Annotated in this window: 16 protein-coding genes and 1 riboswitch; of the genes, 10 read left to right on the forward strand and 6 right to left on the reverse strand. The window is 55.3% G+C overall.

Annotated features, from left to right (window positions below; genetic code table 11):
* The first annotated feature begins 187 nt into the window (after nt 1-187).
* Entirely contained in the window at nt 188-811 is a 624-nt protein-coding gene (locus NYE74_RS26590; RefSeq protein ID WP_227872867.1) for an HD-GYP domain-containing protein, read from the forward strand.
* On the opposite strand, the gene NYE74_RS26595 is transcribed toward NYE74_RS26590, so the two are convergent.
* From NYE74_RS26595 to NYE74_RS26610, 4 genes are read right to left on the reverse strand one after another with little or no spacing between them, the layout of a single operon-like run.
* On the reverse strand, nt 808-1611 hold the full coding sequence (locus NYE74_RS26595; RefSeq protein WP_036626491.1) for an ABC transporter ATP-binding protein: 804 nt from the start codon (nt 1609-1611) through the stop codon (nt 808-810). The genes NYE74_RS26590 and NYE74_RS26595 overlap by 4 nt on opposite strands.
* Nucleotides 1612-1670: 59 nt before the next feature.
* Nucleotides 1671-2444 (reverse strand): ABC transporter permease, encoded by a 774-nt coding sequence (locus tag NYE74_RS26600; RefSeq protein WP_036626489.1) that lies wholly within the window; start codon nt 2442-2444, stop codon nt 1671-1673.
* Nucleotides 2441-2734 (reverse strand): MTH1187 family thiamine-binding protein, encoded by a 294-nt coding sequence (locus NYE74_RS26605; RefSeq protein WP_036626488.1) that lies wholly within the window; start codon nt 2732-2734, stop codon nt 2441-2443. Before NYE74_RS26605 ends, NYE74_RS26600 begins: the two co-directional genes overlap by 4 nt.
* A gap of 36 nt (nt 2735-2770) precedes the next feature.
* Nucleotides 2771-3820 (reverse strand): ABC transporter substrate-binding protein, encoded by a 1050-nt coding sequence (locus NYE74_RS26610; RefSeq protein WP_115311250.1) that lies wholly within the window; start codon nt 3818-3820, stop codon nt 2771-2773.
* A 152-nt stretch (nt 3821-3972) separates the two neighbouring features.
* A riboswitch (TPP riboswitch) is annotated at nt 3973-4083 on the reverse strand.
* A gap of 330 nt (nt 4084-4413) precedes the next feature.
* On the opposite strand from NYE74_RS26610, the gene NYE74_RS26615 reads away from it, so the two are divergent.
* Entirely contained in the window at nt 4414-4626 is a 213-nt protein-coding gene (locus NYE74_RS26615) for a cold-shock protein (RefSeq protein WP_036626486.1), read from the forward strand.
* Between the two features lie 182 nt (nt 4627-4808).
* Nucleotides 4809-6266, forward strand: a complete 1458-nt coding sequence (locus tag NYE74_RS26620; protein WP_036626485.1) for a GGDEF domain-containing protein — start codon at nt 4809-4811, stop codon at nt 6264-6266.
* On the opposite strand, the gene NYE74_RS26625 is transcribed toward NYE74_RS26620, so the two are convergent.
* Entirely contained in the window at nt 6263-6766 is a 504-nt protein-coding gene (locus NYE74_RS26625) for a CcdC family protein (RefSeq protein WP_036626484.1), read from the reverse strand. The genes NYE74_RS26620 and NYE74_RS26625 overlap by 4 nt on opposite strands.
* A gap of 319 nt (nt 6767-7085) precedes the next feature.
* On the opposite strand from NYE74_RS26625, the gene NYE74_RS26630 reads away from it, so the two are divergent.
* From NYE74_RS26630 to NYE74_RS26655, 6 genes are all read left to right on the forward strand, one after another.
* Nucleotides 7086-7565: an Rrf2 family transcriptional regulator gene (locus tag NYE74_RS26630; RefSeq protein ID WP_051985735.1), complete on the forward strand. Its 480-nt coding sequence runs from the start codon at nt 7086-7088 to the stop codon at nt 7563-7565.
* An 88-nt stretch (nt 7566-7653) separates the two neighbouring features.
* Nucleotides 7654-8724, forward strand: a complete 1071-nt coding sequence (locus NYE74_RS26635) for a lactonase family protein (RefSeq protein WP_124332793.1) — start codon at nt 7654-7656, stop codon at nt 8722-8724.
* A 1204-nt stretch (nt 8725-9928) separates the two neighbouring features.
* Complete coding sequence (locus tag NYE74_RS26640; RefSeq protein WP_316561180.1) at nt 9929-11005, forward strand: sulfate ABC transporter substrate-binding protein; 1077 nt, start codon at nt 9929-9931, stop codon at nt 11003-11005.
* Between the two features lie 99 nt (nt 11006-11104).
* The gene (gene cysT, locus NYE74_RS26645) at nt 11105-11935 is read left to right on the forward strand and encodes a sulfate ABC transporter permease subunit CysT (RefSeq protein WP_036626481.1); all 831 of its coding nucleotides are present in this window, start codon (nt 11105-11107) and stop codon (nt 11933-11935) included.
* A 41-nt stretch (nt 11936-11976) separates the two neighbouring features.
* Nucleotides 11977-12837 carry a sulfate ABC transporter permease subunit CysW gene (cysW, locus tag NYE74_RS26650; RefSeq protein WP_036626480.1) on the forward strand — a complete coding sequence of 287 codons (861 nt, stop codon included), beginning with the start codon at nt 11977-11979 and terminating at the stop codon, nt 12835-12837.
* Between the two features lie 49 nt (nt 12838-12886).
* A complete protein-coding gene (locus NYE74_RS26655) occupies nt 12887-13135 on the forward strand; it encodes a YezD family protein (protein WP_036626479.1) in 249 nt (82 codons plus the stop codon).
* A gap of 1083 nt (nt 13136-14218) precedes the next feature.
* Here NYE74_RS26655 and NYE74_RS26660 read toward each other — a convergent pair.
* Nucleotides 14219-15151: a hypothetical protein gene (locus NYE74_RS26660; RefSeq protein WP_036626477.1), complete on the reverse strand. Its 933-nt coding sequence runs from the start codon at nt 15149-15151 to the stop codon at nt 14219-14221.
* A gap of 167 nt (nt 15152-15318) precedes the next feature.
* Between NYE74_RS26660 and NYE74_RS26665 the strand changes: the two genes are divergently transcribed.
* Nucleotides 15319-15765: a GNAT family N-acetyltransferase gene (locus tag NYE74_RS26665; protein ID WP_341005327.1), complete on the forward strand. Its 447-nt coding sequence runs from the start codon at nt 15319-15321 to the stop codon at nt 15763-15765.

The raw sequence follows: 15765 nt of genomic DNA on the forward strand, positions 1-15765 counted from the left end.
TGTCGCATAATTGTTATTGTACGACATTTACCGTTTTTTGACCGTTGGCTCTGAAATTATGAGGTGATGCGCGGTGAAAGTTGACGGAAAATCGTGATTTTTTCTTATTGACCTGTAGCGTTGATGTTAGAAAAACCACCTAGGAATATGACGGGCAAGTGACGACACAGGGTTTAGGGGGCAAAACTTGTTGATTGGTCCGAATGAATTCGTGGATGACTTGTATACGGATAATAACCCCGATACGGTGAAGTGGTTTGACATGCTCATGCGAAAACATCCAGAAACCTATCATCACTGCGTACGGGTAGCCATGCTTGCGGAGAAGATTGCGGAGCCGCTGGGCATCGGCGGGGCGGAGAAGGACAGTTTAATACGGGGCTGCTTCATGCACGACATCGGAAAAACGATGATACCGCGCGACATTATCGAGCATTGCGGGCCTTTGACGCAGCGGCAGTGGAATATCATCAAGCTTCATCCGGTGGTTGGCGCCGAGTTGGTGGAGGTGAATCCGGCCTTTGGGCCGGATATTGTCGCTGTCGTTCGATGGCATCATGAGCGTTGGGACGGAGGCGGGTATCCCGACGGCTTAAAAGAAGAGGAGATTCCTTTTAACGCGCGGGTCTGTTCCGTGGTCGACGCGTTCGATTCCATGACATCGGACAGGCATTACCGCCTGAAAAGGCTGACGATGAGCGAGGCCAAGCTGGAGCTGCTGCGGCACAGCGGGACGCAATTCGACCCCGACATCGTTCACGCATTGATGAAGCTGTCCGACGACATGCTGAACATTTATTCGATGCTTTAATTTTGGCGCTGCTGTTCCGCGGCCATGCGCTGGGCGATGTCGCGCTTCAGCTCGAGGAACAGCGGGTCTTCGGCCACATCCTCGCGGCGCGGGCGCGGAAAGGGGACTTTGACGGTATGCAGCACCCCGGCCGGACGGCCCGAAAACAGATAAATCGTATCCGACAACATCAGCGCTTCGTCTATGCTGTGTGTGATCAGCAGGACGGAGCGTTTGTTTTCCTCCCACATTTCCAGCAGCCAGCGCTGCATGTCGCTGCGCGTCAAGGCGTCCAGCGCGCTAAACGGCTCGTCCAGGCACATCACCTCCTGGGGAGCGAGCAAGCCCCGCAGGAAGGAAGCACGCTGCTGCATGCCGCCGGACAGCGTATGGGGATACGCTTTTTCAAAGCCGCCCAGCCCCGCTTTCTCCAGCCATTCCCGCACTTCGCTCCGCGAGCCCGCGCGCTTCATTCCGGCGATCTCCCGCGCCAGCACGACGTTGTCCTCGATGCTGCGCCACGGGAACAGCGCCGGCTGCTGCGGCACATAGCTGATGTGGCCGCGCTGTCCGGTCACCTTGGCGCCCTGCAAATAGACCTCTCCTTGACCGGGGGCGGTCAAACCGCCGACAATGTGGAACAAGGTGCTTTTGCCGCAGCCGGACGGGCCGATGATAGAGACGAATTCGCCGGCGCGCACCTCCAGCGAAATATCCCGCAGGACGGGAACTTCCTTGCGACGTTCACGAAACGTTTTGTGAATATGGCGCACCTCAAGCGCTAACGGGGCAGCCGTTTGTTCTCCGATATGAGCATTCATGCGGGCACCTCCCCTTTCTTCCGCCAAACGGATGATGGTTGTTTTTTACGGCGCATGCTTTAACGATCTTTCCCGTTCGCCGGCTTGTAACGGACCAGCCATTTTTCCAGCAGGGCGACGCAGACGAACATGGCCAGGCTGATGGCGACGATGATGGCGATGGCAACGAAAATTTTATCCGTGCGAAACGACGATTTTTGCAGCAGCATATAGTAGCCGATCCCTTTGTCCGCGCCGATCCATTCGGCGATAACGGCCCCCATCACACTATAGGTCGCGGCGATTTTTACGCCGGAGAGGATGGCGGGAAGGGCATGGGGGACTTCCAGTTTGCGAAAAATCTGGCCTTTGGACGCCCCGATCATCCGCATGTAGTTCAGCATCACCCGGTCCGTGCGGTCCAGTCCGTCCATGGCGGCAACGGCCACGGGGAAAAAGCAGACGAGCGTAATGACGATGATTTTGGGCAGCATGCCGAAGCCGAACCAGATCATAAGCAGCGGAGCCAGCGCGATGCTGGGCACGTTTTGGCTCAAGATGATCAGCGGGTAAAGCGATGCTTTCAGAAACGGCACATAATGCAGCGCAAAAGCGACCAGCAGGCCGACCAGCGTGCCGATGGCGAATCCGGCCAGCATCAGGCGCAGCGTAGCGAAGGTATGCTCCCTTAAACCGGCCGCCTCGGCAGCCGCTTCGCGGCCGATGTCGAGCGGGCTGGGCAAAACCCATTTATCAATATTGAAGAAGATCGTAGCCCCTTGCCAAACAAGCAAAAACAGGATGACCGCCGCAAGCGGCGGCCATACGCTGTTCCACAGGCTGCGGAAATTCATGGGCGGTATTTCGCGGTCAGCTTATCCATGCTGACGCCCTGCGGGTTGTAGGAGATTTTAATCTGCGAAATGATTCCGGTGCTGCCAAACTCGATAACGGCTTCGTTCATCTTTTTGACGATGGCCAGCAGCTCGTCCAAATCGCCCTCCATCGTGGTCTCCAGCGGATTCACCTGATATTTGACCCCGGAGGCCTGAATGACCTCGATTGCGCGGTCGACATACGGAATGACGTCTTCGCCGTTTGGCGTTTTCGGAATGATCTGAATGCTAAGCAGTGCATTTGGCATAAAATTCAGCATCCTTTCTTGGGTTTATTTTTCTTTTTACTCGGCAGGCAAAAAATCGTTTGTAAACGCGGCGCCGACATCAAGCGGCTTCTCCAGCAGCCCGCGCTCGTGCATCCAGTCGGAGTAGTTCTGCCATACTTCCTTTTTCTGCTCGCCCCAGCGGGCCGCGTCATCGCGGTATTTCGGGCTAAGCCACTTCTGGCTGGCGACGACCAGGTCATGGTCCAGTTCAGGCACCGCCTTCAGCAAAATTTGCGCGGCTTCGTCCGGATGATCGGCGGCGTAATTGTATCCTTTGGACACGGCGCGCATAAACGATTTGACCAGCTCCGGATCGTTTGCGATCGTTTTCTCGTTCGTCACGATAACCGGCGTGTAATAGTCGAGCTTATCGGAGTAGTCCTTGACGTACAGCATATCGAGCGGCTCGCCCCGGAGCTCCGCTTCAATGCCGGTCCAGGCGTAGAAAATCCAGGCGAAGTCGATGTCGCGCTTCACGGCGGTGAAGTAGTCGGCATCCCCGATGTTGAGGAATTTGACTTTGCCGACGTCGGCGCCTTCCAGGTCCATGATCGACTTCATGACGGCCTCTTCTACCGGAGATCCCCAACCGCCGTACGTTTTGCCTTCAAAATCCTTCGGCGATTTGATGTTTTTGCCGGCCGGAGCGGCGAAGCCGGAGGTGTTGTGCTGAATGACGGCCGCGATCGATACGAGCGGAACGCCTTGCGTCCGGCTCTGCGTGACGTTCTCCTGCACGCTGACGCCAAACGGCGCCTCGCCGGAAGCGACCATCGCTTCCGCGCCGCCGGAGCCGGGGAGCACGATATCCACGTTCAGGCCTTCCTCCTTGAAATATCCCAGCTCTTTGGCGACGTATAAACCGGTATGGTTCGTGTTGGGGCTCCAGTCGAGCACGAGCTTAACGTCGCGCGGCGCCTTGGCCCCTCCATTGTCCGCGGCGGCACCCGCGGCCGGATTGCCTTCGCTGCCGCCGGCGGCTTGGCCGCCGCAGCCGGCCAGGACCAGCAGGAGGCAGGATAGGGCCGCCGCCAGGGAAGTCCGTTTTTTTCTTTTCACAGCCATTCTCTCCTTCATCTCGTTAAATTTCCGCTAGTTGTGTTCATCTGTAACCTGAAGGCGCCCGAAAGCTTTATGGCCATAAGGTCCGGACAATAAAAAAACGTCCCGGATTCGGGACGCTGATCGGCGGGCGGAATTTAAAACATCCAAAATCATTCCATCCATGACGGCTCCCTACGCTGGCATTATCCAGATCAGGTTTAAGGGTCAGTATCTTGGAGGGATACAATCTCAGCCGGCCGATTCCAGCACCCCTGAACGATTCAACTGCAGAGTTCAATAGTCATTATAATTTTCTCCGGCGCGTCTGTCCAGCCCGGCAAAGGGAGGAGGTTTGAAATATCAGGAGATTTGCTTTCTATTTGGAAAACCGTTATAATTGAACCAATAGATGGTTTGAAAACGTGATATTTCACGTATTGAAAGGGTGCCGCTTTTGCGGATGGAACTTTTTTCAATGTGTGATTTTTTTTGATAGGCTCAACGCTCTTGGTGTGCCCCAATAGCGCCAGGAGCCGTTTTTATTCAGCTCATACAAGCGGCGTTTGGCTGCTTGCCGAATTGGTTGACCAACATCCATTTTGAGGAGGAAAATGATGAGCTACCGTAAAAAACCGTTGGAGGAAATTCCCGAGGAGAACACCCCGGTCTGGTCATGCACCAGCGAGGATTGCAACGGCTGGATGCGGGACAATTTTACGTTCGACTACACGCCGGTATGTCCTTTATGCTCTTCGGAAATGGAGAAGGGGATGAGGATGCTGCCTCAACTGAAAAATCCCACCTTCGATCCCAGAACGTCTTCCTAGGCTAATCCGATTTTTGTATAAATACCGTTGCTTGCCCCCAAACAGCCGTGTTCGCCCCAAAGCGAATGCGGCTGTTTGCCGTTTTGCGGCAGCCGGGAGAAAAAGATTGCATCTCCATTTAAAATCCACTATGTTGGAGGTACTACACGAAAAACAACCAGAAGGGGGGAATTTGCCCGCCTATGCATGGAAATTACAAGGTGGCATCGCAGGTTTTCGACATTCCCTCCGGAAGCAAGCAAAGAAAATTCGCGGTTTTTCTGGCCATTTTGATCGTGGCCGTGTCGATGGCGGCGATTCCGCTCGGTTTGAGAAATTCGCCCGGGCTGGAGCTTTTTTTTGCCGCCGCCATCGCCTGGCTGATCTTCGGGGATCTGCTTACCGCCTTTATCGCCTACAGCCAATACCGGGCGTCCGGGATTCCGTCGCTGCTGGTCTTGTCCTGTACCTATCTGTTTACCGGAATCATTACCGCCGCACATATCATTACGTTTCCGGGCCTGTTTTCCGATGCCTGGTATTTTGGCGAGCGCAGCCAGGCCGCGGGATGGTTGTGGGTGTTTTGGCATAGCGGTTTTTCTTTGGGTATATTATTGTACGTGCTCACGCAATCGATATGGCCGAAGCCGATCGGGAAAAAGGAGCATATTTTCAATTGGGGCGTGGCGGGGATTTCGTTTACTCTGCTGCTTGCGCTTGGGCTCATTGATTTGTCGATCTTTGGGGAGCGGGCCTTGCCCGAAATTATTCGATACAGCGATTACCGGCAGTTAAATTCGACCGGACTCGGCCCTGCCGTATGGCTGCTGAACTTGGCGGCACTGCTCGTGATGGCCTTGCGAAACAAAGGCCACACGGTCCTGCACTTATGGCTGACGGTGGCGATCATTGGGCTTCTGATGGACGTGACGCTGACCTTGCTGGCCGGCACCCGCTTTTCGCTCGGCTGGTACATGGCCAAAATCAACTCGGTCGTAGCGGCAACGGTCGTAATCTGCTCGGTGGTTAACGAAGTAAACCGGCTTTTTATCCGGCTTTCGGAACAGCATCGGCAATTGATTGCGTCCGGCATCGAACTGGAGAAGGCCAACGAGAAATTAACCCGGCTGACCCAATTGGACGGGTTGACCGGAATTCCGAACCGCCGCCGGTTTGATGAGATTTTGTCGCGGGAAATGGTATCGCCGGGGGATAGATCGACGTCCTTGTCGCTGCTGATTATCGATGTGGACTGTTTTAAAGCCTACAATGACCACTATGGACATCAGGGCGGAGACGAGGTGCTGCGTTCCATCGCCCAAGCGATCCACAAGAGGGTGCAAGCGATGGGCGGATTTGCGGCGCGTTACGGCGGGGAGGAATTTGTCGTGATCTTGCCGGATTGCGGCGCCGGGGAAGCCCGGAGTATAGCGGAGAGGCTTCGCAGGGCGGTGTCCGGGTTGGCCATCCCCCACGAAGTTTCCGCGGTTTCCGGCTCAGTCACGATCAGTATCGGGGGCTGCTGCATTCAGCCGTTTGATCCGGTCGACGGGCAGGAATTGATCGGCAGCGCCGACCGCTCCTTGTACAAGGCCAAGGAGGCCGGCCGCAACCGGTCTGTGGTCGAAGGCTGGACGGAATCGCAGCCCGCGGAGCTTTAAGCGGAATCGGAAGGGTTGTCGAGGCTTGCCGTCATGGCGCGGTATTGCTTCAGCATAAACAGCCGCCAGCGGACAATCATTCCGTAGGCCAGCAGAAAGAAGACGGCGCCGGTCTGAATCACGGAGATATATTGCTCCACCGCTTCGTGCAGCAGCATGCGGACAGCGAGCAGGCCGATCAGAATAAAAATAAAGCTGCGCGAGCGCTGGGCATAAACCTGCCCGTTCACCTTCTCGAATTTCGTGGTCCGGATGAGCGGATAAGAGAACAGCAGCCAGCCGAGAGCAAAGGCGATGATTCCCCAAGTGACGGGAATATGCGTCTCGGGAACGATGAACATCATGAACCCGGTCGTCATGCCGAGCGGGGGGATGATGATTTTCTTGATCGTCACGGGCCTGCGGCTTGCCTTAAGGCGGATAAACAGCACGGCAATCGCCATGGCCATGGCGCCGAAGGTAAAGGCGATTTGCATGTAAGACGGATTAATCGCATGCATGGGAGATCGATCCCTTTCTATATAAGGAAGTTATTGTTTGACAAAACTAAATACTTGTTAATAGTGCGTGTTCAAAAAGTCGGGTTTTCAGCACCGAGAAGGTTGGATGAAGCTAGGGACTGAGTAGCGGAGCGTACGTTTTGGGTACGTGAGCAACGGAAGGCCCGGCTGAATCCAAGATTCGATGTCGAGACCACTTCCTGACCTGCTTCGTGATCAAAAGACGACTTTTTGAACAACCTCTAATAGTATTTCGCGAGAACATTATAACATAATCGGCCGCTCATGTTTCAAACCTGCAAGGTAAGGGGGAAGGAAAATGAATAGCGAATTTACGGTTGCGGTCCATTGTCTGTTGTTTCTGGACAATCAAGGAGAGCAAATGGCCAACAGCGAGCAAATCGCCTGCAGCGTCGCGACCCATCCGGCCCGCGTGCGCAAAGTGCTTAGTTCGCTGCGAAAGCACGGATTGGTGACCACGAAGGAGGGGGCCGGCGGGGGATACCAGCTCAACACGGAACTTGCGCGGGTCACCTTGGGCGATTTGTACCGCCTGTTTGCCCGCGGTTCGCTGCACCCGGGCTGGTGCTCCGGCAGCGATAAGTCCTCCTGCCAAATATCGTCCAACATGCATACGGTCATGGACCGGATTTTCAGCGGCGGAGAGCAGCGACTGGAGTCGTATTTCGATGAGCTTTCCTTGTCGGAGGTCAAACGGATGGTGGACGAAACCGGCAGCCAGGCCGGAAGAGAGCGCTGCACGGGGAAATATGAGAAACGGGTAAATATGAGAATATGAAGAGTATGCAGGATATGCAGGGTCTGAAGGATACGAAGGGTCTGGAGGGTCTGTTGGAAGCGCGGGAAGCCAAAGGGGGAATGATGGGGTGAGTATTTTTAAGCGAACGGATTTCAGGTTGTTTTTTGCGGGCGCTTACGCGGAGATGGGCGACCCGGGGATTCATTTATGCGAACTGGACTTGCGCAGCGGCGCAATGCGTATTCTCGGGCAAACGGACGGGATTGCGAACCCGTCTTTCCTGGTCGCGGATATGGAGGCATGGCGGCTTTATGCGGTCAGCGAACAGAGTGAAGGGAAAACGGTCAGTTTTGCGATCGACCCGGCGGATGGCGGCTTGACCAAGCTGAACGAGCTTCCGACGCTCGGGGCGGATCCCTGCCATCTCGCATTGGCGAAGGCTCGCGGGGCCTGCCTGCTCGCCTCCAATTATTCCAGCGGCAATGTGAATAGCTTTGCGCTGGGCGAGGACGGAGCGCTGGCGGGGATACGATCGAACGTTCAGCACGAAGGCGGCGGCGTTCATCCGGAACGGCAGGAGGGGCCACATGCCCACAGCGCCGTTCCCAGCCGGGACGGGAAGTACATTTACGTCTCCGATTTGGGAATCGACCGGATCGCTATATACCGGCTGGAGGACGGAAAGCTTGCTAAACACGGGGAGTTGCGGCTCCCGGACGGCTCCGGACCGCGCCATTTTGCCATTCATCCTTCCGAGCGGTACGCCTATGGGATAAACGAATTAAACAACACGCTGACCGTATACGCATACGATCCGGGGCAAGGGCGCCTGGAGCCCTTGGAGCATGTCGGCACTTTGCCCGGGGATTTCCGGGGCGAAAACTATCCGGCCGACGTTCACCTGTCTCCGGACGGCCGTTTCCTGTACGGCTCCAACCGGGGGCACAACAGCCTCGTCCGCTTCCGCATCGATCCGGGCAGCGGCAAGCTTAACGACCCGGAATGGACCGGCACCGGCGGGAACTGGCCGCGGAACTTCGCCGTGCTGGACGGCTATGTGCTGGTAGCGAACCAATACAGCGGCAATATCGCGGCATTCCGGCGGGATGCGGAAACGGGCCAGCTGTCGCCCGCGGGCCGGGAGCTGGCCATCGCCAAGGTTGCTTGCATCGAGCCGCTGAACCCGGGAGCGTTGTAGAAGCAGGGACTGGGGATGCCGGCAGAAGCGTGGCGCGTACTGCGTTCGGAGGCCTTTTCGCGCGCCCCGTCGCCATGTTAGTACACCCGTTTACGCCCCTTTCGGCCTCCTTTCACTGGCGTTGCATTTAACGGAGGTAATTAGGCAGGGATCCGCTCCCGCCGGAAATCTAACGGTTGTACCAACCGCTATTTTGCGAAAAAAGACCCATTCTAAATTCTAACGGTTGTGAACGCTGCTATTTGCCCTGATTTGACCCCAAATAGCCGGGTTTAAGCGAAATAAGCGTCATGGCAACCGTTAGAGTTTGAAAATGGCGTTGCAGGAGTAAATATCCGCTGTGGCGACCGTTAGAATGCAAAAGAGAAACGCGTCTTGTCAAGTTTGATGCAATAGTAATGCCCCTTGTCTGAGAATAGCGGCAATTTATGTCGTTATTTCCTTCGGTTTACGCTGGATTGTTGAGATAGGGGGAAAAAATGTCTCTATTTGTGCGCAGATCGGCTGAAATCAAACAAATATACGTGTCGGACAAACAATAGCGGCAAAAAAATCCTCTATTTTTCCGGATGAATGTACAAAGCGAGATATAGCGACATTTTTTGCCGTTAACTTGGCCTAGCCTGACCTGATCTAACCTGATCTAACCCGATATAACTTGATCCGACCTAGCCTGATTTCATCTAACCCGACCTAACTTGACCTAACCCGGCTAACCCAGCTAACCCAACCTAACCTCCTGACGTTGCCCTACTTGCCCCAATTTGACCCCAATCACAACTGACCACACTTATCCGAGCTATTCTGCAGTACGCCGCACATCCGCAAACCTGACGGTCCGCCCACGCCAAACTCGTACATTTCAACGAATAACCCCCCCCCCCATTTTTGCGGCTCGTACATTCGCTTTTCGCAATATAAGGGGAGCTTATAAATAATTTGGTTTTTTTGAATAAAATGTTTGACAATTTTAGGCTCCCGATAATAAAATATCACCATAGCATACTAAACAGGTAGGAATAATTTAAAATGTTCTAACCGTACGGACGGAGGAACGCTCTACTTGCCTTGGCAGACACGGGTAGCGGCTCGGTTTGACCGTAGGGATTGGGGCGTTTCTCCGTCCTCCTTTTAGGGCTGTGCCGGAGGCATAAAGCTTGCCGGCGTTTCAAGAAAATATCAGGAGAGCAAGGGGAGTGATACGATGATCAAACTGTGGAAACAAGGGGTTCTAGTGGGTTTGGTGCTGGCGATGCTGACGGTGATGACGGCCTGCTCGGCGGATAATAAGCGGGGCGAGGAGGCCAGTGCGCAAGCCGGTTCTGCAGGCGGCGGGGAGAAGCTTAAGGAAGTGGAACTGCTGAACGTATCCTATGACCCGACCCGGGAGCTTTACGAAAAATACAACACAGCCTTTGCCGCTTATTGGGAGAAAGAGAAGGGTCAAAAAGTTACGATCAAGCAGTCGCACGGCGGCTCGGGCAAGCAGAGCCGGGCGGTGATCGACGGCCTGGGGGCGGATGTGGTTACGCTGGCGTTGGGTTACGATATCGACGCCATTCAGCAAAGCGGACTGATTAACGAGGGCTGGCAGCAGAAATTTGAGCATAACAGTTCTCCTTATACCTCGACGATTGTGTTTTTGGTGCGCAAGGGAAATCCGAAAGGGATCAAGGACTGGGACGATCTGATCAAAGACGGGGTGGAGGTTATTGCGCCGAACCCGCAAACCTCGGGCGGCGCCCGCTGGAACTACCTGGCGGCATGGGGATACGCCCTGCACCATAATAATAACGATGAGGCCAAAGCGCAGGAATTCGTTAAGGAGCTGTACCAGCACGTTCCCGTTCTGGACAGCGGCGCCCGCGGGGCGACGACGACCTTCGTCGAACGCGGACTCGGCGATGTGCTGCTCGCTTGGGAAAACGAAGCCTGGCTCTCCGTAAAAGAGCTCGGCCCGGACAAATTCGATATCGTCTACCCTTCGGAAAGCATCCTGGCCGAACCTCCCGTGGCGATCGTGGACAAAAACGCCGACAATAACGGAACCCGGGAAGTCGCCGAAGCTTACCTGAAATACCTGTACTCGGAGGAAGGACAGACGATCGCGGCGGAAAATTATTACCGGCCGACGCTGGAAAGCGTGAAAGCCAAGTTTGCCGACCAGTTCCCCGATATCAAGCTGTTTACGATTGACGAAGAGTTTGGCGGCTGGGCGCAGGCGCAGCAGAAGCATTTTAACGATGGAGGCATTTTCAGCCAGATTTACGTACCTAAGTAACCGACCGTACCAAGCGGAGGATAGGTCCCGGGAGAGGCGGGCCGAATAAACCGCCGAGCCGCATCCCGGGCCTGAAACAGGAGAAAGGATGAAGTAAACATGCACAGTAGCGCCACAAAGCGCGGAGTACTGCCCGGATTTGGGCTGACCATGGGATACAGCGTGCTTTATCTGAGCTTGATCGTGCTGATCCCGCTCTCCGCCTTGCTGCTGAATTCTACGGGACTTACCTGGGAAAAGTTTTGGGATGTCGCCACGGATCCGCGGGTCTTGGCCTCTTATCGGGTCAGCTTCCTGACCGCGGCGGCCGCCGGCCTGATCGATGCCGTGCTGGGGCTGCTGCTGGCTTGGGTGCTGGTCAGATACGATTTCCCCGGAAAAAGATTGTTCGACTCCATGATCGATCTTCCCTTTGCGCTGCCCACCGCGGTGGCGGGAGTATCGCTGACGGCGATTTACTCGTCGAACGGCTGGATCGGCTCCTTGCTTGAGCCGCTGGGCATCCGCATTGCGTTTACGCCGATAGGGATTACGCTGGCGCTGATGTTTATCGGCATCCCTTTCGTCGTCCGGACGGTGCAGCCGGTGCTTCAGGACCTCGACGCCGAAGTGGAGGAGGCCGCGGCCACGCTGGGCGCCAGCCGGTTCCGCACGTTCCGCAAAGTCGTGCTGCCCGAGCTGCTGCCGCCGCTGCTCACCGGGTTTGCGCTGGCATTTTCCCGCGGCATCGGGGAGTACGGCTCCGTCGTGTTCATTTCCGGCAACATGCCGATGAAGACGGAAATCGCCCCGCTGCTGATCATGTCGAAGCTGGAACAGTTTGACTACGCCGGTGCGACGGCGGTGGCGCTGATCCTGCTGCTCATCTCGTTCGTGCTGCTGCTGCTGATTAACTCGCTGCAGCGCTGGGTGCGCAAAACCGCGAGATAACGGGTCAAACAGGAGATTTCAGTCATGGAGGAGGAAATCATATGGCGGGTTCTGTACCGTTAGCTGCCCATAAGCCTACGGCGCCCGATCGCCAGACCCGAAAAGGGTCGGGCGCCGTGAAATGGGTGCTCATCACCCTTGCGGCGCTGGTGCTGATTTGGCTGATCGTGTTGCCGCTGGCCGTCGTAATCACGGAAGCTCTGAAAAAAGGCTGGGGGGTTTACGTGGAAGCCATCCGCGATCCCGACGCCTTGTCGGCGCTGCGGCTGACGCTGCTCGTCGCCGTCATCACCGTTCCGCTGAACACGATTTTCGGCGTGGCGGCCGCCTGGGCGATCACTAAATTCAAATTTCGCGGCAAGCAGTTGCTCGTGACGCTGATCGACCTGCCCTTTGCCGTTTCGCCCGTCATCGGCGGCCTCATTTACGTGCTCGTCTACGGGGTTCACGGCTGGTTTGGGCCATGGCTGCAGGAGCATGACATAAAGATTATTTTTGCGCTGCCGGGCATCATTTTGGCGACCTTGTTCGTCACCTTCCCCTTCGTCGCCAGGGAACTGATTCCGCTTATGGAGGATCAGGGACAGCAGGAGGAAGAAGCCGCGGTAACGCTGGGCGCGCGAGGCTTCCGGATCTTCTGGAAAGTGACGCTCCCGAACATTAAGTGGGGACTGCTGTACGGTATTATTTTGTGCAATGCGAGAGCGATGGGGGAATTTGGCGCCGTGTCCGTCGTATCCGGCCATATCCGTGGGGAAACCAACACGCTGCCGCTGCACGTGGAAATTTTGTATAACGAATACCAGTTTTCCGCTTCGTTTGCGGTGGCGTCCCTGCTGCTGATGCTGGCGCTCGTCACGCTGCTGCTCAAAAGCTGGTTTACCCGCAAAAGCAGCCATTAAAACAAGGCGCGAGTCCCAAGATTCGCTAAAGAACGGGAGGGCGATAAAAATGGCAAGACCACTAAAGGTAGATGATGTCTGGTTGGAACGAATTGCCGGACTGTTGGGCGGAATGGAATTCGGCTCCCTGAACATCGTCGTTCACGAGGGGCAGATCGTGCAAGTCGAACGCACGGAACGCAAGCGGTACGAATTAAGCTCGGGCAGTTCGGGAAGCTCGGCCGGTTCGGCCAGAACTGCCAAATCGTCCCGCCACGCAGTCAAGTCTTTACGCGAATCGGGATCCGTGCCGAACTGATATTGTTAAACAACCCCGCTCCAGGCAGCGAAGGCCACGCGCCGTGCTGCTTCAGGAGCGGGGTTTTTAAGTATAAACTTCGTGCGATCGGTTGCCTGATACCGCAAGAAAAGCTACCGCTAAGCTCGGTCTGGTTTCCTTGAGAATACGTCGATAGATGTTTTTCTTAAGATTAAAGAATTATAACTCAACTTTCGCAGAACGAAAATCGGCTTAACCGCTGTTAACTGTACAGATGGACTACGAATAAAATCTTAACCTTGACCGTTAACTGCAAATCATACAACTAACTTTACATCTTTTTACCCAATCACTTGTTTAATTGCATTTCATACAACTACATCCTCGTCTCTTTGCTTCTTTATCGAAATATAGCGGAGTAATTGCAGGTTTTACACTTGATCAAGCGCTGTGGCAGCATTTCCGGATAAGCAACTGTACAATTTGCAACTATTCCTTTCAACAATAGACCAAGAAAGCTGGAGTACGAAGCAGGTACGCTCGGATGGAGCGATCGCTTTGCCACAACTGCTGGAACTGATCTACAAAGTCGCCTCGACAACCGGGAATAGTTTTTCAGTGTCAACGCCAGGTCTGGATAGCTGCTTCGTCCAGTTATATCAACACTTACTTGCCAATTTCATACTGCGAAAGCTGAATTATAAATTCTCGGCGGAGCTGAGCAATTCTATAATCGCAAGAAAAACTACCGCTAAATGCGGTCTGGCTTCCTTGAGGGTACACCGGTAGATGATTTTCTTATACACGTCTCATACGTATCTGTTGCGCGTCGCCTCTTTATGTTGCAGCCAACTGCAAAAGTGCAGTTCATAGGGTGTAATTTCCCTCTCGGAGGCGAATGAAATGCAAAAGTGCATCTGTTTGGAGTTGGTATGGAAAAATGTGGTCATATAGGCGGATGTGACATGCGCGGATTTTGCATTTCGAGTGTCCATTTCGGGGCGTTTTGACAAAAATCGCCTGCACTTTTGCATTTCGCGGAAACTTGTTTGCGGCCTGGCTCTGACGGTGTATTCTGACGGCATCCCGACGCCGTGAGCGCCGGGAGTTGTCCATACACTTTTATCGGTCACGCGGTTCGTCGTCTTTTTTGACGTTCGAGTGGCTGCCGCCGCTGCCACCGCTGCCGTCGCCGGAAGCCGCCGGTGGATGGCCGGCATACGGGCGCGATTTCCGCGGTTTGCGGCCGTTCAGGCGATAACCCCAGCCGAAAAGCAGCAGCTGCAGGCCTAATATATAAGGAGCGAACACGTATCCGCCCAGATGGAACAAGGCCAATACGCCGATCAGCGCGGCAAGAATCCGGGCGAGCGCCGAGCTTTCGTTTTGGCGGCGGAGGCTCATCACTGCCGGATAAAACACTCCCAGCGCAAGCCAGGTTGAAACGAGCTGGATCCATGACGCCCAAAGACGCCAGCGGTCAGCCTCTACGGCCGGGGCCGGAAAGGACTCGTCCACCAGCCGCAGCAGCCATAAGAAGGTGAAAAACAACCCGGCCGCAAATAGAAACGGCAGCGAAGGGCGAAAATAACGCCACAACCACTGCCCCCACCCCGGCTGCTCCATCTGGCGCAGCAGCTTGTCCCGTTCGGCGATCAACTGCTCGCTTTCCCTTTCCAGCGTCTTCAGCAGCAGTTCAAGCCGGGCGGCGTCGCCGTCGGCGGCGTAGACCGAAATTTGCGCCAGTGCGTTTTCCGTCGCATAAGGAGCGGCGCGCAAGGAGAGCAATTTGTTCAACAATAAGCGTTTTCCCGCTCCCGAGAGTGCGGGTTTGTCCAGAGCGCGCAGCAGCGCCGCGACCGCGGCCGCGTACAATTCCAGGCTGATCTTCAACTGCTCGAGCCGTTTATGTTCTTCAAACGCCGCTCTGCGGCGGGCGGTTCCGTACAACCAGAGAAAAATCACGAGCGCCAGGAAGGCGGTTACAGCGGACCCCTGATGCAGCCGAAACCAAGCTATCCACTCCGAAAAGGACACCGTGATCCCCCTTTCCATTTTCCTCCTTCCACTATTGCACAGGAGCATGGCGAATTTCAAGGCGCTTCGTCAAAAAAGCGGCAATTCCCGGAAATTGAGGGTGAAGTCTGAAAAGCAAAGTGTTATACTTGGTAGCTGACGATAGGAGCAGGCGTTTTTTGGCGGTTATCGGAAGGAGTGTACATATGGAATTGAACCAGGAGAACCAGGAAAGCCAGGAGATCCGGGTCATCCGGGACGCACCGAGCGTACAAGATTACGTCAAGCTCAGGGAGCAAGCGGGATTAAGCCCCCGCAGCGCGGAAGGAGCGGAAATCGGGTTAAGGAACTCACTGTTCGCCGTATCGCTGTATGATCCGGAAGGATTGGTTGGCATGGGACGAGTGATCGGTGATGGAGGCTGTTTTATGCAGGTCGTCGATATCGCCGTCCACCCGGATGCCCAGGGGCAAGGGCTGGGAAGTAGAATCGTGGGGGAAATCGTCGGTTACTTGGAGACAAGCGCGCCGCCGCTGGCCTATGTGAGCCTGATCGCCGATCCGCCGGCGGACCGCTTATACCGGAAGTTCGGTTTTGAATACACGGCGCCCAAGTCGCACGGCATGTTTATGCAAATCGGCAACCGGGCGTAA

The organism is Paenibacillus sp. FSL P4-0127 (genome assembly GCF_038007325.1).
Classification (GTDB): Bacteria; Bacillota; Bacilli; order Paenibacillales; family Paenibacillaceae; genus Fontibacillus; species Fontibacillus macerans.